Raw genomic sequence first — 25,346 nt, forward strand, 5'->3', positions numbered from 1 at the left:
TTTTATTGGGTTTTTCCTAAAAAACTGTAAAATTTACAACGCCATTTTACAATACGTGGCTGTTGAGCTGCCTTGAGAGCGGCTGCCATTTTGCACATTCCTCCCTAAAGCAGGACAAATTTTTCATAACACGATTTGTTCTCGTTGACTTAACAATTTTTGAGTCTGTAAACTGTTTAAAATATACTTAACATCGTGAAAATTCGGTTTTTACACAATCTGAGGTTTGGAAAATGGCAACAGAAACACTTTCATGGTCAGATGTAGATCAAAATGGCGGAACAGTTGGTTCTGCTGGCACCACTACAATTATGACAGGGTCACCATCTAGTGCGATCAATAATGTTACATTTGCTGGAGACGTTATTCTAGACAACAACGGAGCAATCACACTCCAAATTCTAAATATATCTGAAAACAGCAAAGTTGTCGTAAACGCCGGAACCGATTTAACAACAGATTCCAGCACTCTACCAAGTGGAACAATTGAAATAAACGGTGGCTCTTTTTCTGCGCCCAATTCTTCTAGCACATCGGGAAAACTAGATATTACGTTTGGTGATACAACACACCAGACAAATACTGTTACAATAACTGATAACGCCCTAAAAGACGGAAATGTTACTTTTTCCAACGTTGCTCCGGGGGACAATATTACTATTGCCGCCACTTGGGTTCAAACAAAGTTGGTTGATGTAAGCGCTGGCGTTATTAAAGTAGAACAGGCAGATAATGGAACTGTAATAGCTACCCTATATACAGCCAAAGATGTTGATGGAAATTATTATACGTCTTCTGCTTTCAAAACCTCTCTAGATTCAAATAATAATACTATTTTTGTCTGCTTTCTTCCCGGCAGCATGATCCGTACTTCCAAGGGTGATGTGGCGGTAGAAGACCTGCGCTTTGGTGATGAGGTTGTTACCTATAACTGGCAGCACAACACGGAAATGACCCAGCCTGTTATCTGGGCCGGCAAGGCGCATGCCACTGTCCGCCCTGAACTGGCGGATGATGAGGCCGGATACCCGGTTCGTATCACCAAAAATGCCATAGCAGATGGTGTGCCTTACAAGGATATGCTGATTACCGCAGAACATTGCCTGTTCTTTGATGGCAAGTTTGTGCCCGTGCGTATGCTGGTAAATGGCACCTCCATTTTCTATGACAAGTCCATCACCTCTTACGATTACTATCATGTTGAAACGGCACAGCATTCCGTTATTACCGCTGATGGTATGCTGACAGAAAGCTATCTGGATACAGGCAACCGCTCCGCCTTCCAGCAGGCTGGCAAGGTTGTGCGTATAGGTGGCAGCGTTAAAAGCTGGGCGGAAGATGCAGGCGCGCCTCTTTGCGTTGATCGCGCTTTTGTTGAACCCCTGTTCCATAATCTGGCAGAACGCTCAAACACTGTTGCAGATGCCCACGTTCCTGCAGAACCGGTTGCAACAACCAGCAATCCTGATCTGCATCTTGTTACGGAAACAGGCGCAACCATTCGCCCAATACGGCATGATGGCCAGCAATACAGCTTTATGCTGCCATCTGGCACAAAATCCTTACGCATTGTTTCTCGCGCCAGCCGCCCATTCGATATGATCGGCCCGTTTGTGGATGATCGCCGTTATATGGGCGTTGCGGTTGCTGATGTAATTTTGCACTGCGCCAGACAGTCTTACAACATCACAACGCACCTTCAGGCTGAAAAGCCTCAGGGCTGGCATGAGACTGATTGGACAGACTGCGCCTGGACGAACGGTGATGCCGTGCTGCCTTTGGATGGCTCTCTGCTACAAGGGAAAATGGGCATTCTTACCCTCACCATCCGTGCGGCTGGCCCTTACCTGATTAACACACAACCAACAGCAGAAAAGCTGGCACGCTCTGCTTAATCTCTTCAACAGCTAAACGGTTTGAACAGACCCTCTCCGCAAAGAGAGGGCCTGTTTTTATATATCTACAGTGTATAAAACGCTTTTATAGAAACCGTATAACACATTCAGGCACCTTACTGCACATGCGGTGCCTCGGCTGAATGTTCTTTTACTATCTCTAGCGCTTCGGCCATTCCCGGAATTTCCACACTGCCTGCGCATACTTCTTCAAGCGCATCACGCAGGTTTTTCAAACTTTGCGGAGGCAGACCACTTACCGCAAGTTTTAAAACATCTTTCAGCCCTTCAACCTGCATGTAAAGTTTTTGTGGGTCCAGTTCTGTGCCAACCAGCATACGGGCTTCATCTTCTGTCATCTTGAACTTATCCTGTTGTGTCTTTTTTCTGCTGTATCATGAACGCAGCTGGCCGCCGTATCAATGCCGGGCCTCTTCCACCCTAAAAGACATACATCAATTTCTGCCCAGACATGTCTATGTTAGGTGTAAGTTGTCTCTGAAAATTGTGTTGCCTCTTTCTGGCAGAACACGCCAGACCAGATAAGTGTTGTCAGTGTATAGGAATGAAAATTTATATATAGATTTTCGGAATATTTCTTATTGATAACGTAAAAAGTGTGGAAGATAAAGATGCCTGCCAATATTAACACCCCGCCGCCCCCAACACATAAACCCACAACTTCAATCCAGACACCCTATATTATTGCATGGTTTTTGTGCCTGGTTTTTTATCTTCTGCAATACTCAACCCGCTCTGCCCCCAGCGTGATGGTGAGCGAGCTTGTTTCCGCCTTTGGGCTAACTACGGTGGGTTTGGGGTCCTTACTCGGGCTGTATTATTACACCTATTCCTTCTGCTCCATTATTTCTGGCGCTGCGGTGGACCGGTGGGGGGCCAAATATACCATCTCGTTTGGGGCGCTGGTGCTGGCCATTGGCACCTGCCTGTTTGGCTGGGGGGAAGAATGGATGGCAAGCCTTGGCCGCCTTATGCAAGGTGCGGGCTCGGCTTTTGCGTTTGTGGGCGCGGTTTATCTGGCGGCGCGGGGTTTTCCCAAAAAGTATTTGGCCACGGCTGTGGGGGCCACGCAGTGCGCGGGCATGCTGGGTGGCGCCATGGGGCAATCTACCGTGGCATGGCTGATACATGGTGTCATCAACTGGCATTTTTACTGGATTGATACCGGGCTGCTTATTGCCCTGATAGCCGTTTTTCTGTTTGTCATGACCCCGCAGGAAAAAAAGGCAGACACCACGCATGTGGCCCCGGCTTCTGGCTCCATGTTTGCGCCGTATAAAAGCGTGCTCACCAACCCGCAGTCTTATCTGTGCGGCCTATGTGCGGGGCTGCTGTTTTTGCCCACCACCGTGGGCAGCATGACATGGGGCATTACGTTTTTAACCCAAAGCTGGCACGTTGGGTACCATGAGGCCGTGATGCGCGCCGCCATGGTGCCAGTGGGCTGGATGTTTGGCTGCCCTGCCCTTGGCTATTTAACAGACAAGATTGGGCGCAGAAAACCCGTGCTGCTGGGCGGCATTATTGTTATGGCGCTTACGGTTGCAGCCATTATCTACCTGCCGGGCAACACCTTTCCGCCTTATGTGCTGGCGCTATTGCTGGGCTTTTCTTCCGGTGCGGCCATGATCCCTTACACCATCATCAAGGAAGTGAATGCCGATGATGTAAAGGGCAGCGCCACAGGGGCCATTAACTTTTTGGTGTTTGTTATGAGCGCCATTGTCTCTCCGCTGTTTGCCGCGTTCCTACAACATCTGGGACATGGGCGGCCACTTAACGGGGCAGACTTTACAGAGGGCTTCAGCTTTGGGCTGGCCGGTATTGTGCTGGCAGGCGTGCTGACCTTTCTGCTGCGTGAAACCGGGCAGAAACGCTAAAGCCCTCCACCCCCCGTTAGGAAAATATTTTTAATGCGGCTGAGATGCCTTTTTTATCATATCTCTAAGGTCTTGAATGCTTAACCACGGACGCTTTGCATGAATCATACGGTGGCAGTTTGCACACAAAAGCGCGAGATCACTTAGCCGCGTTGTGCGTTCTTCTGGCAAATCAGAAAGAGGCTTGGTGTGGTGGCATTCTATAAAACCCGCGCCTCTTTCACCGTAGCGTTTTTGAAAATCAAAGCCACAAGCTTCGCATACCAATTGCCCTAAATTTTCTAAAACGGCTTTCTTTTTCTGTGCAATCAGTTTTTTAGAACGCTCACGCCGCACATGCAGGTGGGTAAGTAACTGCCCTTCTACGGCTTCTGCTTCTATTTCTTGCTCTGGGGCAAGGGCTTCCTCTGCTTCCTGAGGGTTTTGAATAATATCACAAATCGCTTGGGCTGTTTTTTGCAGATCATCCGGTTGGTTTGCAAATTCTTCCCACACCTCTTTTTCTAACTTATTGCCTGCTTTCAATCCTTTTAATTCAGCATATTTTGGATCATGAACACGAAAGTTCATTAACTTCATTGCCACGCCATTTGTATTACGTAGTGTGGCGCCAGAATATCCTTGCAATCTCCAAAACTTATTAAGAAGATCGCTTAACTCTTGCACACGGGCATCCCCCTTAGCTGGAAAAGCGCCATTACATTCAAGGTAAAGGTTTAAAGCCAGAATAAGCTCATCACGTGTCCATGCAGGATTACGAGAAGGGGTTTTTGGCTGGTGTTTCATATTTTTCTCGTATCAAATCTTCATATTCTTTAATCAATATCCCAATACACCCAAAACATACGCTACATCTTTCCCTCGGCCTCTTCCTCATCCCTACAAGGACCACACATGATAAATGCTCCCTCCCCCACGCCTGAAGAGAACTGGACAGAGGAAGACCCCATAGACGCAGAAATTGATGCCCGTGTGGCGCAAGTTAACCAAAATGCCGGGTTACCACCAGAACGGCCCACGCGTTTTGGGCCTATGGTAACCGTTGCACTGCCTATGGTTATTGCGGGCATCTTGCTGGTTATGGGTATGTGGATGTTTGTTTACCCGCTGTTTTTTGGTTAATGCGGCAACGGTCCTTATTTACGCCGCAGGCCAACAACCTTACGCAATGGGGCTGTGAGTTTCCATGATGAGGAAGCCCGCATGATCTCCACATCCCGCCGGGCCTGCTGCACTTCCTGCGCCAGATGTTCTTCCCGCAAGCTGCCATAAAACTGCGGGCCCTGCTTTTTAACACCCTCCAACGTAGAACCTGCACAAATCACCTTTTTGGCTTCCGGGCTCAGTTCCGTGCAAAAGGGTTGCTGCATCATGTCCGGGATGGCAGAAGATAAAAAGTCATCCACCCGCATATTGCCAAACTGGGCTTTGGCATCATCTGGCAGGCCATTTTTCCAGTCCTCCATCATCCAGCGCAGGGCATGAAGGGGGTGGAAGTGGTCTTCTACAATGCAGTACTGGATATCACACCATTTTTCAAAAAGGCTGATATTTCCTTCAGGCGTGGCGTTAAAGTAGTGTGAGGGATAACCGTGCACAGGCTGCAGGAACGGATAATCTATGCGCACAATGCCGCCGGGTTTCAGCACACGGCAGATTTCGGCCGCAACCTCCCACGGGCGCTTGGTGTGTTCCAGCGTGGCGGCACACAGCACAAAATCAAACTGGGCATCGGCAAAAGGCAGGTTTTCGCCCACACACACCACATCGGTGCTCAGGGCGGGAAACACATCCACATTCACCATCTGCTCGGTTACGGTATCACGCAGCCCGGCCCCTACATCCAGAAACATCCAATCCGGGTGTTCTTTTTGCAGGCCCGCAATATAGCCGCCGTAATTATGGGCCGAAATGGGCGGAAAAGGCGGAATATGGAACTCCTGCCTTATGGCGTCTGTCATGTAATTGGCGGGCTGGCCATAGGTGCGTGGTGTTACGGGGTTCTGGCGGAAGGCAATGCGCTCCAGCTTGCGTTCACGCATGGCGGCCACCAGATCCTGATTGGCAGCCTGCATACGCCCTTCATGCTGGCCATACTGGGCATAATGCTGGGGGGCAGAAAGCCCACACGCGGCCACATCCGGGTTGGCCTGCCAGTAGGCCAGATCATCCGCTGGGGTTTTAAAAACCGGTGTTCTGATAACTGGCACTTCGTTATAGGAACCGTCTTGCATCCGCTCTACCTTGCATACTGTGCGCGCCAAAGTTCCGCCCTATTGCCTGAACCCAAGCCCCACCCCTATACTTGGCACACCCTTGCCAAACGCTAAAGCCCCCCGCCATGTCTGTGCCTCTTTCTGCTTTTCCTTGTATCTTTCAGGCTGCTGGAGGCCGGGGGTTAATTGAAACCTCATCCCGCATTGGGGGCACCTTCGCCTTTGCGGGCACCCTGCCCGATGGCACCCACAGCCTGCTGACAGACTGGCACACAGATACCCCCCCCATATACCGCTACAGCTTTGGCCCCGCAGTGTTTGACCCCGCGCTGGCCCTGTTTGCGTGGGAAGGCCACCCTTTGCATGATACGGTTTATACCCAAGGGCCAGATGCGCTCAAACGCTGGCACGCAGCCCCCGCCAGCACACCGGTGGAGCAACACCATTGCACCGCATGGGCCGGGTTTGACCACTGGAACACCAATTACTATCACTGGGTGGCACACACGGTTCCGGCACTTTACTATTTTTTAAAACATGCCGGGCAGAACGATGTGTTTTTGCTGCCGCCCCTTACCCCGTGGCAGGAGCAGTTTGTAACCCTTGCCGGGCTGGCGCCTGAGCGGCGGCTGATCACACAGCCCGGCACGCGCTATGCCTTCCCCCGCGTGGTGTATACAGATTTTGTGCGCGGCAAAACGGATTTTACGGCATCTGCAACATCACTTGCAGCCTATGCCGCGTTGCGTCAGGCCGCCAGCACCACGCCCAAACGCGGGCGCTACCTGTTTTTGGAACGCGGTGAGGCCACAAACCGCCGCATGCCTAACGAGGCCGAGTTGGCAGAGGCCCTAACCACACTGGGCTTTGCCCGCGTGCGCCCAGAACGCCTGCCCGTGGCCCAACAGATAGACCTGTTTGCACAGGCCGATATGGTAGTGGGCTTTTTGGGCGCGGGCCTTGCCAATGTGGCATGGTGCCAGCCCGGCACACTGGTGTACGAACTGGTGCCCAGCCACCACCTCAACCCGTGTTTTCTGGCCATGTGTATTCAGGGCGGTTTGCAGTATTGGGCAGACAAGGTGGAAACCGGCGTTGCGCATGAAGACCACTACACACCCGCCAGCCTGCCCCTGCCGGTAGATCAAATTGTTGGCCACGCGCACACGTTGCTGCAATGGCGCAAAGGGCAGATGGGCTGAAGATAGCTGTCTATATTTTTGCATATATAATCAAGAAGATTCCGTTTCTGTTCCGAAAGTGTTAGGGTGGTTTTTCATACGTAACAAACCACCAGCAGGAGCTCCCCCTTATGCCAACCCTTGTGATAAACGGCCAGCCGCACAGCGTGGACGTTGATGCCGACACGCCGTTGCTCTGGGTGTTGCGCGATATTCTGGGCCTGAATGCCGCCAAATTTGGCTGTGGCATTGCCCAGTGCGGGGCCTGCACCGTGTATGTAGATGGCAAGGCCGTGCGTGCGTGCAACCTGCCCGTTGGGCTGGTGGGAGAGCGCGCCATTACCACGCCAGAAGGGCTGGATATGGCAGACCCGGTTGTGCGGGCTATCAAATCTGCGTGGGTGGCGCTGGATGTGGTGCAGTGCGGATACTGCCAGCCGGGGCAGATTATGGCTGCTGTGGCCCTGCTGCGCACCACCCCCAACCCCACGGATGAACAGATAGACAGTGCCATGTCTGGCAATATGTGCCGCTGTGGCACGTATATGCGTATTCGCGCAGCCATTCACCACGCGGCGGGAGAACTGGCATGAGCACACATTCCCCCTCATCCACCGCGCGGCTAAAAACCGGCCGCAGGCGCGTGCTGCAAGCGGGCGGTGCATTGTTGCTGGCAACGCTGTGGCCCACACCGCGTGGGCGAGCAGCGCAGGCCACGCAGGCAGGCACCGGCGTGCTGGTAGAAGGTGTAGCCACCCCCTTTGCACCCAATGCGTTTATTCGTATTGCCGCAGATAATACCATCACCCTCATTTTACCAAATATCGAGATGGGGCAAGGTATTTACACATCATCCGTGATGCTGATGGCGGAAGAACTGGGGATAGACCCGTTTGCCGTGCAGATAGAAGCAGCACCCCCCGGTGGCGGGGCGGAAATTACCGGTGGTTCTACCTCTGTCATGACAGAATGGTTGCCGTTGCGCCAGGCTGGTGCGGCAGCGCGCACCATGCTGGTGCAGGCCGCGGCCTCACGCTGGGGCGTTGCGCCAGAAAGCTGCACAACCGCCAACGGGGCCGTAGTGCATGCGCCCTCTGGCCGCACCGTGCCGTTTGGCGATGTAGCAGAAGCTGCCGCCAAGCTGCCTGTGCCCAAAGAGCCGAAATTAAAAGATGCTGCCAATTACACGCTGGTTGGCCGCAAGCACCATCGGCTGGATAGCCAGATCAAGGTGGATGGCACCGCCCACTTTGGCATGGATGTGCAGGTGCCGGGCATGAAAATTGGCACCGTGGCCGCCTGCCCCGTGCAGGGTGGCACCGTGCGCAGCATGAACCGCAACGCCGCCTTGGCCGTAAATGGCGTGCACGCTGTGCTGGTAACGGATAATAAAGATACCGTATGCGTGGTGGCAGAGCATTACTGGGCCGCACGCAAGGGCCTGAAAGCCCTGCATATTCAATGGGATTTTGGAAAAAACGCCGCCATTACCACCCAGACCATTTATGATGATCTGCACGCAGGGCTCAACGGCCCGGCCATTGTGGCCAACGCCAAGGCAGATGCACCGGGTGTGATTGGCAAAGCCGGTGCAACCTATACAGCCACCTATCAACAGCCCTTGTTGGCCCATTCCCCCATGGAGCCCATAAACTGCACCGCCCATGTGCGGCCAGATGGGTGTGATGTATGGGGGGGCACACAGGTGGCCGAACGCGCGCGAGATACCGCAGCCGAAATAACCGGCCTGCCCGCCAGCAAAATTACGGTGCACAGCCAATATATTGGCGGCGGTTTTGGCCGCAGGCTGGAGCATGAATACGTCACCCAGTGCGTGCAGTTTGCAAAACAGGTGCCCTACCCGCTGAAAATTGTCTGGAGCCGGGAAGAAGATATCACGAAGGACAGATATCGCCCGGCCTATGTTGATAAGCTCACCGCCGCGCTGGATGACAAAGGGTATATCACCGCGCTGCAACATCGCATTGTCGGCCCGGCCGTGGTGGCACGGTGGGACCCGCCAGAACTGACAAAGGATGGGTATGATGAAGACCTCTCCCTTGCCACGGTGGTCACACCCTACACCTACCCCGCGTATCGGCTGGAGTTTGCCCGGCGCGAGGCCCCCGGCATCACCACTGCATGGTGGCGTGGCGTGGGTGGCACGCGTGGCCTGTTTGTGGTGGAAGGGTTTATAGATGAACTGGCCGCCCGCGCGGGGGCAGACCCGGTAGCCTATCGGCGCGCCATGGTGCAGAACAACCCACGCGCGCTGGCGGTGCTGGAACGCGCGGCAGCAGATGCAGGCTGGGGCACACCCGTGCCCAAAGGCCGCGCGCGCGGTGTGGCCTTGCAGTTTGCGTTTGGATCCTACATGGCCAGCATTGCAGAAATTGAAATGCCCAGCCCGGATGAAGTGATTATCCACCGCGTAACCGCAGCCGTGGATTGCGGGCAGGTTATCAACCCGGACCAAGTGATTGCGCAAATAGAGGGCGGGCTGATTTTTGGTTTTTCCGCCGCCCTGTATAACGAGATCACGCTGGAAAACGGGCGTGTGCAGCAGCAAAACTTTAATACATGGCGCGTAATGCGCATGAACGAGGCCCCACGCCGCATTGATGTGGTGGTGATGCCCAGCAAGGAAGACCCCGGCGGTATTGGTGAGGTTGGCACCGCCGCCGCAGCCCCGCTGCTGGCCAACGCCATGGCGGCGGCACAGGGGCGGCGTTACCGCAGCCTGCCCCTGCTTTCTGCCCGCAACACGGAAGGGAAAGAATAAGACCATGACACACGCTTTTTCTTTCTCACCCGCAAAACGTGTTTCCTTTTCTGGCAAAATCACCTTAGCGGCCCTGCTGCTGGCAACCTTAGGCATGCCCACACACGCAGCCCACGCCAATGCGGCGGAAGACGGCACACCCGGCAACACACCGGTGGAACGCGGCCAGTACCTCACCCGTGCATCGGATTGCGAGGTCTGCCACACCGCACCCGGCGGCATGCCCTATGCGGGCGGGCGAGCGTTTAAGTTGCCGGGCATGGGTGTGGTGTATTCCACCAACATTACGGCGGATAAGCAGCACGGCGTTGGCGCATGGAGCGATGAGGAGTTTGTTGCCGCCGTAAAGCAGGGTGTTTCCCGCGGTGGCAAGCACCTTTACCCCGCCATGCCCTACCCTGCGTATTCCCGCCTGAGTGATCAGGATGTGCGCGATATTCGGGCCTATCTGGCCACATTGCCCACATCTGCCAGCGCGGCGCCAGAAAACAAGCTGCGTTTTCCTTTTTCCATACGCAGTTTGATGATTTTCTGGAACATCGTAAACGGCCCGGCTTCTGCCTACCCGGATGATACCACCAAATCCGACCAATGGAACCGTGGCCGCTGGCTTGTAGAAGGCCCCGGCCATTGCGCAGATTGCCACAGCCCGCGCACGCTCACCTTTGGGCTTTCAACCAGCAAGGCGTTTGGCGGCAATATGCTGAACGGCTGGCGCATCTATAACATTTCGTCCGATAACAAAACCGGTATTGGCGGCTGGACAAATGCCGAACTAGCGCAATACCTTTCCACCGGCCATGCAGATGGCCACGGCACGGCATCTGGCGATATGGCGGATGTTATTGGCCACAGCCTGCGCTACCTGACGCCGGCGGATATTCAGGCTATGGTAACGTATCTGCGCAGCACAAAACCTGTGAGCACACCGCAGGATTCCGTAACCTTCCGCAACACGGCCAGCGGAGATGCCAGTCTGCCACAAAACAGCCGTGACGCGCGGCTTTATGCATCAGCCTGTGCGGGCTGCCATTTGCCAGATGGCACAGGGCGGCAAAGCAGCTTTGCCAGCATTGCGGGTGGGCGCTCATTAGGTGCGGATAATGGCCGTAACCTGATACAGGTTTTGGTAAATGGCACAGGCCTGCAAACTGCAACGGGCGTGCAGATTATGCCGCACTTTACAGGTGGTGGCCTCAGCAACCGTGATCTGGCCGATATTGCCGCGTTTGTAATGACACACTTTACCACAGCCCAACCGCATGATCTGGAAAAACAGGTTGAGCAGATTAAAAAAGAGCAGGATTAATCTTTCCTGAAAACACAAAAAAACCGTGCCGGGTGCGTTCTGCTCCGGCACGGTTTTTTGTATCTGCCACGCTTAAAGTATGTTGCGTGGCAGAGTTTGGGTATTAGGCGTTCAGATAAATGGTTTTGGTGCGCACATAGGCTTCCAGCCCGTGCTGGCCATCCTCACCCCCCAATCCGCTTTCACGGTATCCGTGGTGGAAGCCCTGCGGTTCTTCACCCGATCCACGGTTGACGTAAATTTCCCCAAAGTCCAGTTCCCGGCCCATACGCAGGATGCGGGAAAGATCGTTAGTGAACAGATAGGCAGAAAGCCCATAGCGGCTATCATTGGCGCGGGTTAGAGCCTCATCAAAGTCTTTCACCTTGATAAGGGAGAGCACGGGGCCAAATACCTCGTCCTGCACAATGTCCATATCCGGGGTAATGTCTGTTAGCAATGTGGGGGCATAGAAGGTGCCTTTATCAAAGGCGCCACCCGTTAGGCGTTTGCCACCCAGTTCCAGCTTTGCACCCTGTGATATGGCTTTTTGCACAATGCCATCCACTTTTTCCAGCTCGGTTTCGTTTACCTTAGGGCCCATATCTGTGGCATCATCCATCGGGTCACCCACCTTCAGGCTGGCGATGCGATCTTTCAGCGCCGTGGTAAAGCGGTCATACACATCTTCATGCACGTAGGTGCGTTCGTTGGCTGTGCACACCTGCCCGCCGTTGAAGAAGCGTGCCGTAACGGCGGCTTCCACCGCTGCGGGAATATCTGCATCTTCCATGACAATAAAAGGTGCTTTACCGCCCAGCTCCAGCCGTACTTCCTTAAGATGTTCGGCTGCGGCGGCCATGATTTTCTTACCCGCGGGGGTAGAGCCTGTCATGGTAATCAGCGGGGTGTACTTATGCGCCACCAGTGGCACGCCCACACCCTGGCCGCTGCCTGTAACCACATTCACCACACCGGCGGGAATACCGGCTTCCTGCACCAGTTCGGCCAGTGCCAGGCCAGAAAGCGGTGTGCCATCAGCAGGTTTGAGAACAATGGTGTTGCCCGCAGCCAGTGCTGGTGCAATTTTACGCGCACACAAAGCCAGCGGGAAGTTCCAAGCAGCAATGGCCCCCACCACACCGTGCGGCACGCGGTCGATCAGGATTTTTTCACCTTCCCGTTCACCGGGAATGATTTCCCCCTGAAGCCTGCGGGCATTTTCTGCAGCAAAGCGCAGCAGGCCAGCAGCAAAATCTACCTCGGCGCGGGCTTCCTTAATGGGTTTGCCCATTTCTGATGTAATAATGGTGGCCAGACGTTCCTTGTCCCGCTCTACAAGGTTTTTAAGCGCGTAAAGATAATCGGCCCGCTGGCTGGCGGGTTTGCTGCTCCAGCCCTTAAAGGCAGCTTTTGCGGCAGCCACGGCTTTATCTACATCCTGCGGGTTGCCTTCTGCGGCTTGGCCAACTTCTTCCCCCGTAGCGGGGCTTTTAATGGGTGTGTAATTGCCAGATGTGGGTTTTACCCATTCATTATTGATGAACAGATCCTGCTGTTTAACATCAGCCATGAGATGTTCTCCTTTTTTCTGAAATTCTGTTTACAGTATGACGCGCATATACGTTCATTAAAAGTAATGATATATCAGTAAACCATTTACAAAAGGTGAATGGTTTTAGTCTGCTTCTGCTGGGCAAATGGTATTTATGAACCTGCGCAGCAAAGGTTTTGCACCATTGCGCCGCCATACACAGTACACCGGGGCGGGCCGTAGCCCCTGCACATTGAGAACACGCACATCATCCGGCGCTTTATGCGCAAAAATGCTTTTAGGAAAACAGGAAATACCAATACCATCGCGCACGCAGGCCCGAATGACATCGTAAGATTCCACTGTTTGAATAGCACGAGGGACAAAGCCCTGCTCTGCCATCCAGCGTTCAAACGCGCTGCGGTAAAAGCAATCTGTATGGAACAAAAGCACCGTGGTGCTGGGCCAATGAATATCCTGCAAACTGCGGATATTCTGCGGGGCCACCAGCACCAGTTCTTCTGTAAAAACAAAGCGGCTTTCAAGAAGTGGATGCACAATGGGGCCATCTGTTATGGCCAGATCCAGTTCCTGATCATCCAGCATATGTTCCAGCGTATAACTGGCGCGGCGCAGCAGGCATATTTCTACATCTGGGTGGGCGGCCATAAAGGCGGGCATATATTGGGGCAAAAAATGCGCCAAGGCCACATCCAGCGCCCCTATACGCAAAATGCCACGCGGCACATCGGGCTGAAAAAAACTTGCAAGGCTATGGGCTTTTTCTACAACCTCTTTTGCCTCATGGTAAAAAAGGCGGCCTTCTGGCGTGGCAATAAGACGCCCTTTTTCACGCGCAAACAGATCCTGCCCCAAAAGCTGTTCCAGCTCTTTTAGGCGCGCCGTAATGTTGGATGCCACGCAGTGCATGCGGCGCGAGGCCGCAACCACCGAGCCCTCCTCCATCACGGCGCAGAAAATCTGCAACTGCGCCAGACGGAGTGCTTCCATGATAAATCAGAACTCTTCGTATGTTGCGGGGTCCTGCCCATGGCTGCGGCCATCTGGGCGGGCAAGGGTTGCCATGTCCTTCATGTCCTGCTCTGTCAGGGAGAAATCAAAGATATCCATATTGGAAATCTGATGCTCCTTGCTAGCAGCTTTAGGAATAGGCACGCAGCCAAGCTGATGGTGCCAGCGCAGGATAACCTGCACGGTGGATTTGTTAAGCCGCTGGGCAATTTTTTGAATCAGCGGGTCCTGCAGCAGCTTGTTGGCACGGCCAAGGGGGCTCCATGACTGCGTAAGGATATGCAGCTTTTTGTGTAGCGCTCGCATCTCATCCTGCGGGAAGTAGGGGGAAAGCTCAATCTGGTTGATAGATGGCAGAACACCTGTTTCTTTCTGCAATTTTTCCAGATGTTCGGGCAGGAAGTTACATACGGCAATAGAGCGCACATAGCCACGTTTCTTGGCTTCAATAAGCGCCTGCCATGCCTCTACGTACTTGCCAACCTTGGGGTTGGGCCAGTGGATGTAATACAGATCGTAATAATCCAGCTGCGCGCGGTAGAGGGATTCCTCAATGGTTGTTAGCGCCTCGTTGTAGTCATGGTGGCGGCCCGGCAGTTTGGAGGCAATGCGCAGGTCCTCCCGCTTTTTGCCGCTTTTGCGCACGGCATGGCCTACAGCGCCTTCGTTTTCATAATTAAAGGCGCTATCCAGTGCGTGGTACCCTACATCCAATGCGCTGACCATTGCTTCCATGCCAGCTATACCGTTGAGCTTGTAGGTGCCAAAGGTGATAACGGGAAAAGTAAGACCATCGTGCAGTGTGATATCGGGAATACCCAAAACGTGCTCTCCTGAATCTGGCGTTAAACGGTAACATGCTGGTTTTGCGTGTAAAACCATGCCACATGCTATCCCCAACGCCTACCCGGCGCAGAGGTTGCACTGGGCTGTATTCATGCCAGCTTTGCGCAGAGCGAACACGCTTTAGGGCACAGGCGGCAAGCCCAAAAGATTTTCCCTTACGGCGTGTCGTCAGTTAAGCCCTGAGAGTGGCACGTGAGGGTTGTACTTTGTGTCTGCGTGTGCTGACTGTTTTCCCATTTTTTGGGGAGACAGACAGATGCGGCGCTATAGTTTACGCGATGACCAGTGGGAGCGGATAAAGGATCTTCTTCCTGGTCGAGAAGGCTATGTCGGCGGCACTGCGGTGAACAACCGTCTGTTCGTGGAGGCGGTGCTGTATCGCTATCGCGCGGGTATTCCATGGCGCGACCTTCCTGCCCGTTTCGGTGACTGGAAAAACGTGCACCGGCGTCTGCGCCGCTGGTGTGAAAGCGGCGTCATCGAACGGATATTTCGTTATCTGGCCGCTGATTACGACAACGAATACATGATGATCGACAGCACAATTGTCCGAGCGCATCAGCATAGTGCCGGAGCTCTCAAAAAAGGGGCACGGATCAGGCCATCGGACGATCACGAGGCGGGCTAACTACAAAGATCCATGCCATCTGCGACGCTCTGGGCAATCCAGTGGAACTCGGCATCACACCGGGACAGGATGCCGATATCACCCAGGCAGAACCACTTCTGGAAAACATCGAACCGGATGCTTTCCTTGCTGACAAGGCGTATGACGCGGACAGGTTGATCGATCGGCTGATACAGCGCGGGATTACCCCGGTCATCCCGCCAAAACGCAACAGAACGACACGACGGAAAACCGATTTTTCTCTCTATCGCGAACGGAACCTTGTTGAGAGGTTCTTCAATAAACTCAAGCAGTTTCGCGCTATCGCAACCCGCTACGATAAACTGAAATCGACCTTCCTCGCAGCCGTGCAGTTCGCCTCAATCATCATCCTGCTTAACTGACGACACGCCGTAGAGCACGAAAGATTTTTTCATAAACCGTGAGATCTTCTGTTTCCGGCAATGTCAGATTCAACGTGATAGCAGGCATATCCGGGCGTATTGTATTCTGCCCTGCAAGTGGCACCCCTATAAGGGCGGCCTGTGGCGTGCTGTCCTTAGTATCCGGCGCGGAATCTTCTGCCTGCAGGCCGAAAATTTGCCCATGATCTTGGGCGGCAGGCTCTGGCTGATCTGGGCTTTTGGCGGGTGCGGCTGCAAGCTTGTCTTTGTCCTGCACAAGTAATCCGCTTTCCAGCAGAATATCTATCAGGCACCGCGCACCTGTTTGTGTATGCGCATGTTTTTTATGCACCGAAACATCAAGAATATGCGCAGATAAATCCTTTTCGCTCATGCCGCGTTGCAGATGTTCCGTGGCCATAAGCGCCATAAGGGCGGCATTGCTGGCAACAGCCTCTCGCCAATATGCCTGTGCATCGGCCCCCATGGCGTATTCCAGCGCATGCCCCAGCTTTTGGCCTAAGGGAGTAACTGTTTTGTCTGCCGCACCTGCAATAATACCGATATCCATCAGAAACTTATTGTTTCTGCTAATGGCGGCAGAGCCCATTTTGGTAAGGCGCGCAAGTATATCCAAGGTAGGGTTATCGGGCACATGGCTGTACGCGATAATAATCTTCTCCAGGCCTTCAAGAGAGATTTTGGGGAGATGAAAGGAGTCGGTCATGGTGGCACTCCTGCTCTTTTCCAGAACTTAATTTAAATCTGGCAAGTTATGAGCAGAAGAGTCAATAAAAACTATTTGCGATTATTTATAATACGGTTGCCAAATATTTTACAAATACACACCCAACATCACGCGCGGTTGCGGCGCGTGTGCTGCATGTAGGTTTGCACGGTGCTGAACCCGCTTTCCCACGCGTTCAGCAAGCTTTCCAGATGCTCGCGGTTGTTCACCAACCCACGGGCAATAAGCGTGCCTTGCTGATCGAACAAAAACGCGGCAGGCAGTTTATCTACCTGCAAGGCACGGCCCAGCGCCGGATCATTAATAAACGCGGCAGCAGGTGTGTTGGTTTGCTGGGCAAAGTGCTGCTGAATGGTTGGGGCATCATCCCCCGCCAGCACCAGTTCCAGATTTTCACGCCCGCAGAAGTTGCGCGCAATGGGAATAACCTTGCGAGAGATCGGGCATGTTGCAGAAACAAACAGCACCAGCCGTGGCTTGGCACCCCCTGCCAGCGCCAGCACGCCCCCCGCCAATGTGTGAAAAGGCTGTGGCGGGCAGGCATCTCCCGGTTGCGGGCCGCGAGAACTGGTAAGCGCACCCACCGGTGCAATTTCCTGAAACAGGCGGCGGATACGGCGCAGCATCAGGCCCATAACAATGCAGGCCGCAAGCAGCACAACAGTAAGGGCAGCATTGGCGTATATCAGGTTCTGCACGGGCTGGTCCTTTATGTTGTGCCGGTGGTGGAGTGGCGTAACGGTGTTTTAAAATGCCCAGATGGCATCACAGCTGAACCAGAACATGTTGTTCATGCCGTTATTGGCATAGTTCACGTTTGGATCATCCGTGGGGGAAACACGGTTAAAGGGTTTTGTGCCGTTAAGGGATTTATCAAGCCGCACTTCCGGGCGGATGGAAAAAGACCCCTTGGGCAGCTTAAGAAAACCGGGGCGATACGTAACACCCACCGTGAGTTCCCCATAGGTGGTGCCGGGTGCGTAATCATACGGATAGTTCTGGCCACGCAGTTCGTTCACGTAAGACATGGGAGATGTGTTGTTGCCCACCACGCCGCCATTGTTATCGCGGAAGATTTCACCACGCGCGTTAAACGTCAGCTCATCGCTGAAATCATGCGCGAAATAGGCGGTTACACCGTACACATCATCACGCAGGTAATCATCATGGAAGTAGGTGGCGTTCAGGGTGACAGTGGTTTTATCGTTAATTTTGTAGGAGGCCAGAAGGTCTCCAATATATTCCATATCGTGGTTGGCTTCACGCCCAATGGCGTACACGCTTTGCTGCGGGCCAAAATAGCCAATGGCGGCAACATCCAGCTTGCCACCTGCAAGTTCTGTAAACTGGAAACCAAAATACCCTTTGGGGCGGCTGTTGTTTTTGGCGTGGCCAAAGGTGGTGGAGTTACCGGCGTTTACACCCATTACAAGGGCTGCGTGGTCTGTCATGTGCCATGTGGCCAGAACACCCACGGTTTCAAACGGCACAATGTAATCGGATGAATAGTTGTAGGAATAAAAGGGCCGTTCCAGCGCATCTGTGCCTTCAAAACCCTGAATACCATATTGCTGGCCAATTTGCAGGTCTATCCCGCCTTTGGTCAGCCACGGCAGGTGGGCATCAATATGCGCCTGAGTGGGCGTCCACTGGTACATGCCTGTCAGGTTGCCATCACCCATACCAATGGTGGGGTTAAAGCGGGCATCGGAGCCGTACAGAACCTCAAACACAAAACCCAGGCCGTAGCCATCGCCCAGTTCTGTTACCGGGTGGGAGAGCGTGCCGGTAATCTGGTTTAGTGTGGCGGTGTTGGCCCGATCTACGTAAGACTGTGCCCAGTTGCGGCCTGTTTTGGTCCATGGGTTACCGTTTACACCGGCTTCCACCACAATATGGCCTTCAACATCATCAAACCATGAGTGGCTGGAAGGGCTTTTCAGGTTCACCTCATCCTGCTTGGCCTGCTTTTTTTCTGCTGCTGTTTCTTCCACTGCCAAAGGGCGCTCGGCATCATCGGGGGTGGTTTTTTCCTGCGCAAATGCAGGCAGCGCTGCCAGTTGCAGGGCAAAACACATACCGGCGGACAAACGGTGGCGCAAACGCATGCTCCCTGATACTCCCATTATCCACAAACAACCGCGGCAGGGGGCGGGTTTGCTTCTGTTTTACAATTAGTGTGGCACCAAAGCCGTGATCTAGCCGAGAGCAGCCCTGCAGAACAGGGCTTGCCGTGTTACTTTACTGTTGCAGCCGCGCCATTGTTGCTGCGATGACACGCTGCTAAAGAACGCTCCAGCACATGGGCGCGGTTGGCCATGAAATCTGGCATGGAAAGCGGATGCTTCCGCCATTCATGCACTTCTGCCGCTGTATAGGGCTTAAAGCCCGGCGGCGTGCTTTTGCCGCCCAGATCAATCAGCACAAAGTTCATGACATCGGCTAACTGCTGATCATCCCGAATGAGGGACATGGAAACACCCGGCACCTGCACCAGATATTTCCGCCCTTCATCCGTGCAGGCAAAGCTGCCTACGCTATCACGCAGCATAGGCACAAAGGTTGGGCCAGATACGCCTGCAATACCGTGGCACCCCCCGCAGTGTGAAAGATAGGCAACCTGCGTGGGGTTTAAACTTGTGGCCCCCGGCACGGCATCTGCCGCGCGTGCCACCCCGCCTGCCAGAACCAGTGTTGCACACGCTGCAACAGCAGGCACGGCAAGGCGGAAAACAGCACGCAACATAATCAGGAAGCTTTCCCGATCACCGCAGCTGTGGAGCAGTTGTACATTTCAGACGTGCCCGTGCCAAAGCACCAGATGATGTCATTATTGGCCATGGGGCGGTAGGAAGGCTGATCTCCATCCGTGTTCAGGCAGGTCACTTCGTTACAGGAATCCTGACCACAGCAATCACGATATGCAATCATGTAGGAGTTGCCATCCTGCGGGTTGTAGCAGCTGCCAATCCAGGATGTGGGAGAAGGCGCCGTGCCCGGCGGGCAGCTATGTACGCCACCACCACAGGTGGAGCACAAATTGCCATCAATGGCGCAATACCGCCAGTAATCGCACGCGTTGGCATCTTTGGCCTGCGCCTTGGAGCCAAACGGCGTTGTGGCCTTGGCCACAGCCTTGGCTGCGGAGGAAGAAGCCGCATTGGCGCGGCTTACCGGCAGCAGCGGAAACAGCGGCACGGCAGCGGCCACGCCGCCCAGCTTTGCCACCACGCCACGGCGGGAGGTTTTGCCCGCAAAACGGCGGAGCAGAGATTCGGTCAGCCGGTCAAACAGGGTGCCCTGTTCTGCGGAGTTCTTGTTTTCAGACGGCAGCATGAGACATTGCTCCTGTATCGGTCAGACCCTGCGGGGGTGTGGCGGTAATATTGCCAAGCAGCCCTTCGATCTGACGCCGGGTATTCACGAGGTCTTTGGCCAGAATGGTGCCGCGTTCATCAAGCAGTACCATGGCTGGCATACGGTTAATTTGCAGCACAAGGGCCAGCTCCACACCGGTTATGAGGGGAACACCCTGCATTTCCGGGCGGGCAGCCACCATGCTTTTCAGTTCAGGTTCGGGGCCATCGCCCACAAAAATAAGGTCCAGCCCACGTTCGGCAGCCACCTGCCGTGCAATGGGGATAACGCGCTTACACACCGGGCATTCCGCCGCCACAAACAGCAAAAGCTGCTTGGCGCCTGCGGGCAGGGTATCCCCCACCACAAAAGGCTGGCCCTGTAGCGTATGCAAAACCAGACGCGGCACAATCTGCCCCACATCCAGCCCCGGCTTGGCTTCCTGATTCCCCAGCGGTGCAAGGCGTTCGTGCAGCACACCAATCTGGCGGGCCAAGGCTACCAGCATAACGGCAAGCCCAAGGGCCAGAACCGTAAGCAGCCCCTGCCAGATGTATAGAAACAGCATCATGCTTCCTGCCCTCCGCCAGATCCGGGTACGCGTTCTGGCGGCAGCGCCACCAGTGCCAACCACACCAGATACAGCGCCACACCCGCCATAACGCCCTGCCCCCATACAAAGGCAGAAACGCCAGATGCAAAGCATGGGGCCAGCGCCAGCGGCACGCACAGCACGGTGCGGGCGACCAGCTTCCATGACAGGGTTTCAGACACCAAACCGGGTGTGCACCCGCAAGACAGGCTGGTGCGCCCACGGGCCACGTTTATGCCCATGGCCAGCGCAAACACCACCAGCATGGCCGCAGCAGCCAAACCGCCAAGCCCGGCGGCAAAGCCGGAAAACAGCGCCAGACCAGCCAGAACCTCTGCCCCGGCCAAGCCCCACGCCACACCTTCGTATGACCATGAGGGCAAAAGCCGGTAAGAGGCCAGCGTGCCTAAAAACGCATCATGCCCACGCAGTTTGGAAACACCGGCCACCAAAAACATGGTGCCAATGCCCCCTGCGCACAGGGCAGCCAGCGGGGCTGTTTCAGCCAGCAGGCTCATCCTTCACCCGGCGCAACCGTAAAGATAAGGGAGGAACCAAGGGCCTTCATGGTGCGCAGGGGCTTGCCCGTAAGCGCATCAGACACAAAGAAATCACCGTTATCTTCATTGGCGGTGAACATCAGCGGATGTTCATCCTGCGTGACACCCACAAGGTTGCTGGCCACTTTAAGCGGATAGCGGCGGATGCGCTTGTGGGTTTGCGTATCATACACCCACACTTCCGTGCCGTTATCTTTATGTGTCCAGAACGTGCCTTTGTGCATCAGCACGTACATCTGGTGAGATGCCTTGTGCAGGGCGGCAATCTGCCAGCCACCGGGGCGCCATGTTACTTCAAACGGCTTGGAGGAATCAGGCGCTGCCTTCAGCCCCGCACCTTCCTGCAAGGACCACGGTTTTTCTACCGTGCTGTTTTCCCCCATTTTTGTGGGGTACACCATGCCGCTATAGCTGATGAAGTAAGCCGTGCCATCTGCCGCAACAGTGGGGCTTTGTTCAAAAATGCCATCCTTGTCGGGTTCAAAGAACGGGGCTGTGTGCGTCATGCCCACTTTGCCGTCTGCACCAAGGCTAACATTGGCCAGCGTGCCATCTGCACACAGGGAGGAGAAGCCGGAATTGCCCCACGGATACACCAGCGCGCAACCGGGAATTTCTACCGTCTGCGTCACTTTGTGGGCGGCGTTGTCCACCACTTCCACCGCGTTGCTGGGGCTCATCTGATACACGTAGGCGCGTGAGCCATCGGCATTCAGCGCGAAGTCGTTCTTTTTAGGCGTGACCAGCGCGCGGGCGGGCAGTTTTTCATCGGATGTGATCTTGAGCGTGCTGGCATCATATTCGGCCAGCAGATCGTTCCGTGCGCCACGGTTGCCGCGTTCCCACGTGGTTTCTGCCACGTAAATGCGCTTGGCATCGGGCGTAAGCGCCATGTTGGCGTTATAGGCGGCCTGCACCATGCCCAGCAGTTTGCCGGAATCGGCATCCACTACATAAACGCGGCCATCCTTGTTGTGGGTGTAAACCGCATCTTCCACCAAAATGGTGTGGGGGGAATAAGGAGGCAGGGTAATAACGTCACTCTGCTCGGTCTGTAATACGGGTTCCGCTGCCTTGGCGGCGGTTCCTCCCATGGTCAGAATGGCTGCACTGCCCAGAAGGGCACACAGCAGGGAGGGGCGGACTTTTTGAAGAGACATGCGAACTGTTTCTCTCGATACCGGAATGTTTCGGTATCATAGCGTTTCTCATTTCGTCCGCAAGACAAAACATGCGCCCTGATATGCATTTTTATGCTGTTATGACATCTATATTTTCTTGAATATCAAATTGTTACATCTGATCGCGCGTTTGTGAACTTTTGTTTGACCTTTTATATAAAACAGACTCCGAGCCACATAGGCGTTGCCGTAACCAGCGCGCAGCCGCCCCTTGCGGGCGTTTGTGATGCCACACCACAGCAAGGGGTACGGGCCTGTCTCCGGCATCAAACGCCAGGGGCGGTGTTACAATATCTGGCGCTGCGGGAGAGGCCTCCAGAATGTGGTCTGAGATAAAAGACCAGCCGATATTGTGCTTCACCAACTCCAGAATCACCCAGTGGCTTTCCACCCACCAAACCTCACCCGCCACGCGCAGGTGTTGGCGCTCGCGCTCCTGCCCGCGGGCGGCCACCATAATCTGCCGATACCGTTTAAGATCTTCCCACGCTACGGGGCCGCATTGGGCCAACGGGTGGCTGCGCCCACATACCAATTTAAGCGGCACCCGCCCGATGGTGCGGAACGCCAGATCTGGCGGCATACGTGTTTGCTGCCACATCACCCCCAGATGCGCGGCCCCTTCCTGCACAAGCTGGCCTACATCCTCCATCAGCGGAAAAAGGATTTCCATTTCCACGTAGGGGAAGTGTTCTGCAAACTCGGCAAAAACCGGGCCAAGGGCGTGTTCGGGGTATAGTTCATCTATGGCCACAACCAGCCGGTTTTCAACCTGATCTTCCAAAGATCGGGCCACGCCTATCAGATGTTCGCGCCGGTCCAGCACCACGCGGGCCTCACGCAGCAGGCGTTCACCTTCTGGTGTCAATACAGGTGTGCGCCCGGTGCGCAGGAACAGCTCCAGCCCCAGATCTACTTCCAGATTGGCCACATGCGTGCTGATGGCAGACTGCGCACGCCCCAAACGGCGGGCTGCTGCGGAAAATGATCCTGCATCCGCTGTGGCAACAAAGGCTTCAAGCTGTTCGAGCGAGACATTCATCCATCTGTTTTCCTGATGGTTCTTATCTTTCCTTTGGCGAGGGTGGCGATAGATTGCGCCGCATGTCAACGCAAACATTCAGTTCCGTTCAGGCCGCTTCGGCCCCTTCTGCCATGGCAGATCATCAGACCGCACAAAATGCCCCGGCTGTGGGCACGCGCGGTACGGCAGACCGTGTGCGCCACGTGCTGCTGTTTGAGCTTATCGCGCTGGCCATTGTTATACCCGGCGGCAGCACGCTGTTCGGGCTGCACGAATCCTCCATGGGGGTTATTGGCATTGGCAGCGCCATAACCGCTACAATATGGAACTACATTTATAATGTGGTGTTCGACCGCATAATGGCGCGGCTTTATGCCACCACGCACAAAACAGTGGGCATACGCATTGTGCACACAGTGCTGTTTGAAGCCGGATTGCAGATTGTGCTGCTGCCCGCCATTGCATGGTACCTGCATGAAAGTGTGCTGACGGCGTTTTCGCTCAGCATGTCCATTGCCGTGTTTTATCTGGCTTATGCGTTTGTGTTTAACATGGCGTATGACCGGATATTCCCTATTCCGGCGGACCACCCCGCAACGGGCAAGGCCAACGGGTAAGCCAAGCCAGTCCAAAAAATACCCCCTACCCTGCATGGCAGAGATAGGGGGCAAAACTTATGCAGAAGAACTAAGTATTTTACGGCTGCTGCGCTGCCAGCCGATCTTTTCTAACATAAATGAACTGATCATCCGGCATCTGCGTGTAGTCTTTTTCCAGCACCTGTAAAAAACAGGGCATAAACTTTTCTGCCGGATACGCACCCCAGACAACCCAGTGATCATAATAGATAACCGGGGGTTCATCCTTTGGCAGATCCACACAAATATCGCGCGTATATCCATGCCACGGATGGGCCGCATAATCGGCCTCCCACGGCAGGTAGGCGTGATATTTCTTCATGGAAAGGCGATTGGCGTAAATATAAACATCGGGATTATACGGCAAAACAAGCACACGCTCATCCGGTGCAGCATATTTACGAATAAGGGTTGCAAAGCCCACGGTGGGGTTTTCCCTAAAGCGGTGCCAGCCTACCGCATGCCTTTGCGCCGCGGTTTGCCCAAATGGAGATGAAACCGCATGCCGCGCGCCAACAACCGTTAATGCCACACAGGCAACGGCCACAAAAAACAGCACCTTAGGTTTGGATGCCAACACACTGGCCAGAAGCAAAGCCCCAAGGCCCAGAGCGGCCATAAGGAATGAGCCATTCTGGAACCCGACACTGCCACGCGCCTGCAAGCTTAGTATGCCAAGCAGGATAAACAGCGCCGCCACCCTATGCCGCCCGTATAACAGCAGCAACGCGCCCCCCACAGCCAGCATGCACACAGCTATTGTTTGAACAAGACGATCTGGAGCCAAAGAAAAACGCAAACTTTGCCAGAACTGGTTTACGTCCATTGGAATATAATGCGCATACCACTGCTGATTGGCGATAAAATGGAACGCAACCATGCCGCCAATATCACCATATACCAGCAGCCAGAGCAGCATGATGCCAACGGCAGCCACACCGCCTAGCATCATCCCCACAAAGGGCACCTGATATTGCCGAGGGGCAGAAAGAAACACGCACAAGACAGCCAGCCCCAGCCCAGCAGAAAACAGGCTGAACGGATAAGCGGCAAAAGGTAGCAACCCCAAGGCAGCCCCGCCCATAAAAGCCTGCATGCGCGAAACAGGAGCAGCACATACAAGCGGCACCGCCAGCATGGCCAACGCAATAACAGCCAGCGCCCCGCCTATTGTCCAGTAATCATCCAGATTAAGGCCCTGCACCACCCATACGCTGCCCACCATACCCAACCACAGGGCGGTGGCCAGATAACGCTGCCATGCCAACCGAAACAGCGGAGAAAAAAAGACCGCAGCCCCAGCCGCCGCCGCACATGCGGTGGAAACCAGACGCATTAACCAGACCTGAGACCACCCCACAACATGGCCAACCAGCCACGAAAGCGTAAAAACCAGTGGGCCGTGGGCATCTATGTATTCACGGTAAAGTCTATCTCCACGATGCAGAGCAATGGCCCCTAAAAAATGGCCAGATTCATCACCAAATGGAAGATAACCAAGACCTTCCATGTTTCTGTAAATAAAAAAGAACGTGCACAGCAGGAAGAGAACATACGACG

At 54.5% G+C, this 25,346-nt stretch carries 25 protein-coding genes; 9 read left to right on the forward strand and 16 right to left on the reverse strand.

Going from position 1 to position 25,346, the window contains the following annotated elements:
• Positions 1-233 precede the first annotated feature (233 nt).
• A complete protein-coding gene (locus ABNV41_RS11540) occupies positions 234-1,895 on the forward strand; it encodes a Hint domain-containing protein (protein ID WP_087651532.1) in 1,662 nt (553 codons plus the stop codon).
• 116 nt (positions 1,896-2,011) lie between these two features.
• Here the strand turns inward: ABNV41_RS11540 and ABNV41_RS11545 are convergent, their stop codons facing one another.
• The gene (locus ABNV41_RS11545) at positions 2,012-2,254 is read right to left on the reverse strand and encodes a hypothetical protein (protein ID WP_050819245.1); all 243 of its coding nucleotides are present in this window, start codon (positions 2,252-2,254) and stop codon (positions 2,012-2,014) included.
• A 273-nt stretch (positions 2,255-2,527) separates the two neighbouring features.
• On the opposite strand from ABNV41_RS11545, the gene ABNV41_RS11550 reads away from it, so the two are divergent.
• Positions 2,528-3,796 (forward strand): MFS transporter, encoded by a 1,269-nt coding sequence (locus ABNV41_RS11550; protein ID WP_050819244.1) that lies wholly within the window; start codon positions 2,528-2,530, stop codon positions 3,794-3,796.
• Between the two features lie 30 nt (positions 3,797-3,826).
• On the opposite strand, the gene ABNV41_RS11555 is transcribed toward ABNV41_RS11550, so the two are convergent.
• Positions 3,827-4,582, reverse strand: coding sequence for an HNH endonuclease (locus ABNV41_RS11555; protein ID WP_050819243.1), 756 nt, complete (start codon positions 4,580-4,582; stop codon positions 3,827-3,829).
• A 108-nt stretch (positions 4,583-4,690) separates the two neighbouring features.
• Between ABNV41_RS11555 and ABNV41_RS11560 the strand changes: the two genes are divergently transcribed.
• On the forward strand, positions 4,691-4,918 hold the full coding sequence (locus tag ABNV41_RS11560) for a hypothetical protein (RefSeq protein WP_050819242.1): 228 nt from the start codon (positions 4,691-4,693) through the stop codon (positions 4,916-4,918).
• A 14-nt stretch (positions 4,919-4,932) separates the two neighbouring features.
• On the opposite strand, the gene ABNV41_RS11565 is transcribed toward ABNV41_RS11560, so the two are convergent.
• Positions 4,933-6,030 carry a class I SAM-dependent methyltransferase gene (locus ABNV41_RS11565; RefSeq protein ID WP_050819241.1) on the reverse strand — a complete coding sequence of 366 codons (1,098 nt, stop codon included), beginning with the start codon at positions 6,028-6,030 and terminating at the stop codon, positions 4,933-4,935.
• Between the two features lie 107 nt (positions 6,031-6,137).
• Between ABNV41_RS11565 and ABNV41_RS11570 the strand changes: the two genes are divergently transcribed.
• The 4 genes from ABNV41_RS11570 (at position 6,138) to ABNV41_RS11585 (ending at position 11,284) form a co-directional block, all read left to right on the forward strand.
• Complete coding sequence (locus ABNV41_RS11570; protein WP_050819240.1) at positions 6,138-7,214, forward strand: DUF563 domain-containing protein; 1,077 nt, start codon at positions 6,138-6,140, stop codon at positions 7,212-7,214.
• A gap of 110 nt (positions 7,215-7,324) precedes the next feature.
• On the forward strand, positions 7,325-7,786 hold the full coding sequence (locus tag ABNV41_RS11575; protein WP_050819239.1) for a (2Fe-2S)-binding protein: 462 nt from the start codon (positions 7,325-7,327) through the stop codon (positions 7,784-7,786).
• Positions 7,783-9,975, forward strand: coding sequence for a molybdopterin cofactor-binding domain-containing protein (locus ABNV41_RS11580; protein ID WP_050819238.1), 2,193 nt, complete (start codon positions 7,783-7,785; stop codon positions 9,973-9,975). Before ABNV41_RS11575 ends, ABNV41_RS11580 begins: the two co-directional genes overlap by 4 nt.
• Before the next feature lie 4 nt (positions 9,976-9,979).
• A complete protein-coding gene (locus ABNV41_RS11585; protein ID WP_349934747.1) occupies positions 9,980-11,284 on the forward strand; it encodes a c-type cytochrome in 1,305 nt (434 codons plus the stop codon).
• Positions 11,285-11,387: 103 nt separating this feature from the next.
• Here the strand turns inward: ABNV41_RS11585 and aldA are convergent, their stop codons facing one another.
• The 3 genes from aldA to ABNV41_RS11600 form a co-directional block, all read right to left on the reverse strand.
• Positions 11,388-12,836 carry an aldehyde dehydrogenase gene (gene aldA / locus ABNV41_RS11590; protein ID WP_050819236.1) on the reverse strand — a complete coding sequence of 483 codons (1,449 nt, stop codon included), beginning with the start codon at positions 12,834-12,836 and terminating at the stop codon, positions 11,388-11,390.
• Positions 12,837-12,941: 105 nt separating this feature from the next.
• Positions 12,942-13,808 (reverse strand): LysR family transcriptional regulator, encoded by an 867-nt coding sequence (locus tag ABNV41_RS11595; RefSeq protein WP_050819235.1) that lies wholly within the window; start codon positions 13,806-13,808, stop codon positions 12,942-12,944.
• Between the two features lie 6 nt (positions 13,809-13,814).
• Positions 13,815-14,711: an aldo/keto reductase gene (locus tag ABNV41_RS11600; RefSeq protein ID WP_050819234.1), complete on the reverse strand. Its 897-nt coding sequence runs from the start codon at positions 14,709-14,711 to the stop codon at positions 13,815-13,817.
• Between the two features lie 220 nt (positions 14,712-14,931).
• On the opposite strand from ABNV41_RS11600, the gene ABNV41_RS11605 reads away from it, so the two are divergent.
• Positions 14,932-15,686, forward strand: a protein-coding gene (locus ABNV41_RS11605; protein WP_087651418.1) for an IS5 family transposase whose coding sequence is annotated in 2 segments (ribosomal slippage) — positions 14,932-15,271 and positions 15,271-15,686 — 756 coding nt in all. Because the reading frame shifts where the segments join, the coding sequence is not laid out codon by codon here.
• Here the strand turns inward: ABNV41_RS11605 and ABNV41_RS11610 are convergent.
• The 9 genes from ABNV41_RS11610 to ABNV41_RS11650 form a co-directional block, all read right to left on the reverse strand.
• Complete coding sequence (locus ABNV41_RS11610) at positions 15,679-16,413, reverse strand: hypothetical protein (RefSeq protein WP_349934749.1); 735 nt, start codon at positions 16,411-16,413, stop codon at positions 15,679-15,681. The genes ABNV41_RS11605 and ABNV41_RS11610 overlap by 8 nt on opposite strands.
• 128 nt (positions 16,414-16,541) lie before the next feature.
• Positions 16,542-17,132: a methylamine utilization protein MauD gene (locus tag ABNV41_RS11615; RefSeq protein ID WP_012812484.1), complete on the reverse strand. Its 591-nt coding sequence runs from the start codon at positions 17,130-17,132 to the stop codon at positions 16,542-16,544.
• A gap of 48 nt (positions 17,133-17,180) precedes the next feature.
• Complete coding sequence (locus ABNV41_RS11620) at positions 17,181-18,560, reverse strand: outer membrane beta-barrel protein (RefSeq protein ID WP_196332614.1); 1,380 nt, start codon at positions 18,558-18,560, stop codon at positions 17,181-17,183.
• A gap of 110 nt (positions 18,561-18,670) precedes the next feature.
• Positions 18,671-19,180, reverse strand: a complete 510-nt coding sequence (locus ABNV41_RS11625) for a hypothetical protein (protein ID WP_050819231.1) — start codon at positions 19,178-19,180, stop codon at positions 18,671-18,673.
• 2 nt (positions 19,181-19,182) lie between these two features.
• Positions 19,183-19,770, reverse strand: a complete 588-nt coding sequence (mauA, locus tag ABNV41_RS11630; RefSeq protein ID WP_003625995.1) for a methylamine dehydrogenase (amicyanin) small subunit — start codon at positions 19,768-19,770, stop codon at positions 19,183-19,185.
• On the reverse strand, positions 19,757-20,359 hold the full coding sequence (locus tag ABNV41_RS11635) for a redoxin family protein (RefSeq protein ID WP_196332630.1): 603 nt from the start codon (positions 20,357-20,359) through the stop codon (positions 19,757-19,759). The genes mauA and ABNV41_RS11635 overlap by 14 nt, the downstream gene beginning before the upstream one ends.
• Complete coding sequence (locus tag ABNV41_RS11640; protein WP_006117006.1) at positions 20,359-20,901, reverse strand: MauE/DoxX family redox-associated membrane protein; 543 nt, start codon at positions 20,899-20,901, stop codon at positions 20,359-20,361. Before ABNV41_RS11640 ends, ABNV41_RS11635 begins: the two co-directional genes overlap by 1 nt.
• On the reverse strand, positions 20,898-22,103 hold the full coding sequence (locus tag ABNV41_RS11645) for an amine dehydrogenase large subunit (protein ID WP_050819229.1): 1,206 nt from the start codon (positions 22,101-22,103) through the stop codon (positions 20,898-20,900). The genes ABNV41_RS11640 and ABNV41_RS11645 overlap by 4 nt, the downstream gene beginning before the upstream one ends.
• A gap of 133 nt (positions 22,104-22,236) precedes the next feature.
• A complete protein-coding gene (locus tag ABNV41_RS11650; protein ID WP_050819228.1) occupies positions 22,237-23,166 on the reverse strand; it encodes a LysR family transcriptional regulator in 930 nt (309 codons plus the stop codon).
• A 62-nt stretch (positions 23,167-23,228) separates the two neighbouring features.
• Between ABNV41_RS11650 and ABNV41_RS11655 the strand changes: the two genes are divergently transcribed.
• Positions 23,229-23,765 (forward strand): PACE efflux transporter, encoded by a 537-nt coding sequence (locus ABNV41_RS11655; RefSeq protein ID WP_080986746.1) that lies wholly within the window; start codon positions 23,229-23,231, stop codon positions 23,763-23,765.
• A gap of 79 nt (positions 23,766-23,844) precedes the next feature.
• On the opposite strand, the gene ABNV41_RS11660 is transcribed toward ABNV41_RS11655, so the two are convergent.
• Positions 23,845-25,296 (reverse strand): hypothetical protein, encoded by a 1,452-nt coding sequence (locus ABNV41_RS11660; protein ID WP_050819227.1) that lies wholly within the window; start codon positions 25,294-25,296, stop codon positions 23,845-23,847.
• Between the last annotated feature and the right edge of the window lie 50 nt (positions 25,297-25,346).

Source organism: Acetobacter sp. A11-2 (assembly GCF_040208445.1).
GTDB classification, from domain to species: domain Bacteria; phylum Pseudomonadota; class Alphaproteobacteria; order Acetobacterales; family Acetobacteraceae; genus Acetobacter; species Acetobacter oryzoeni.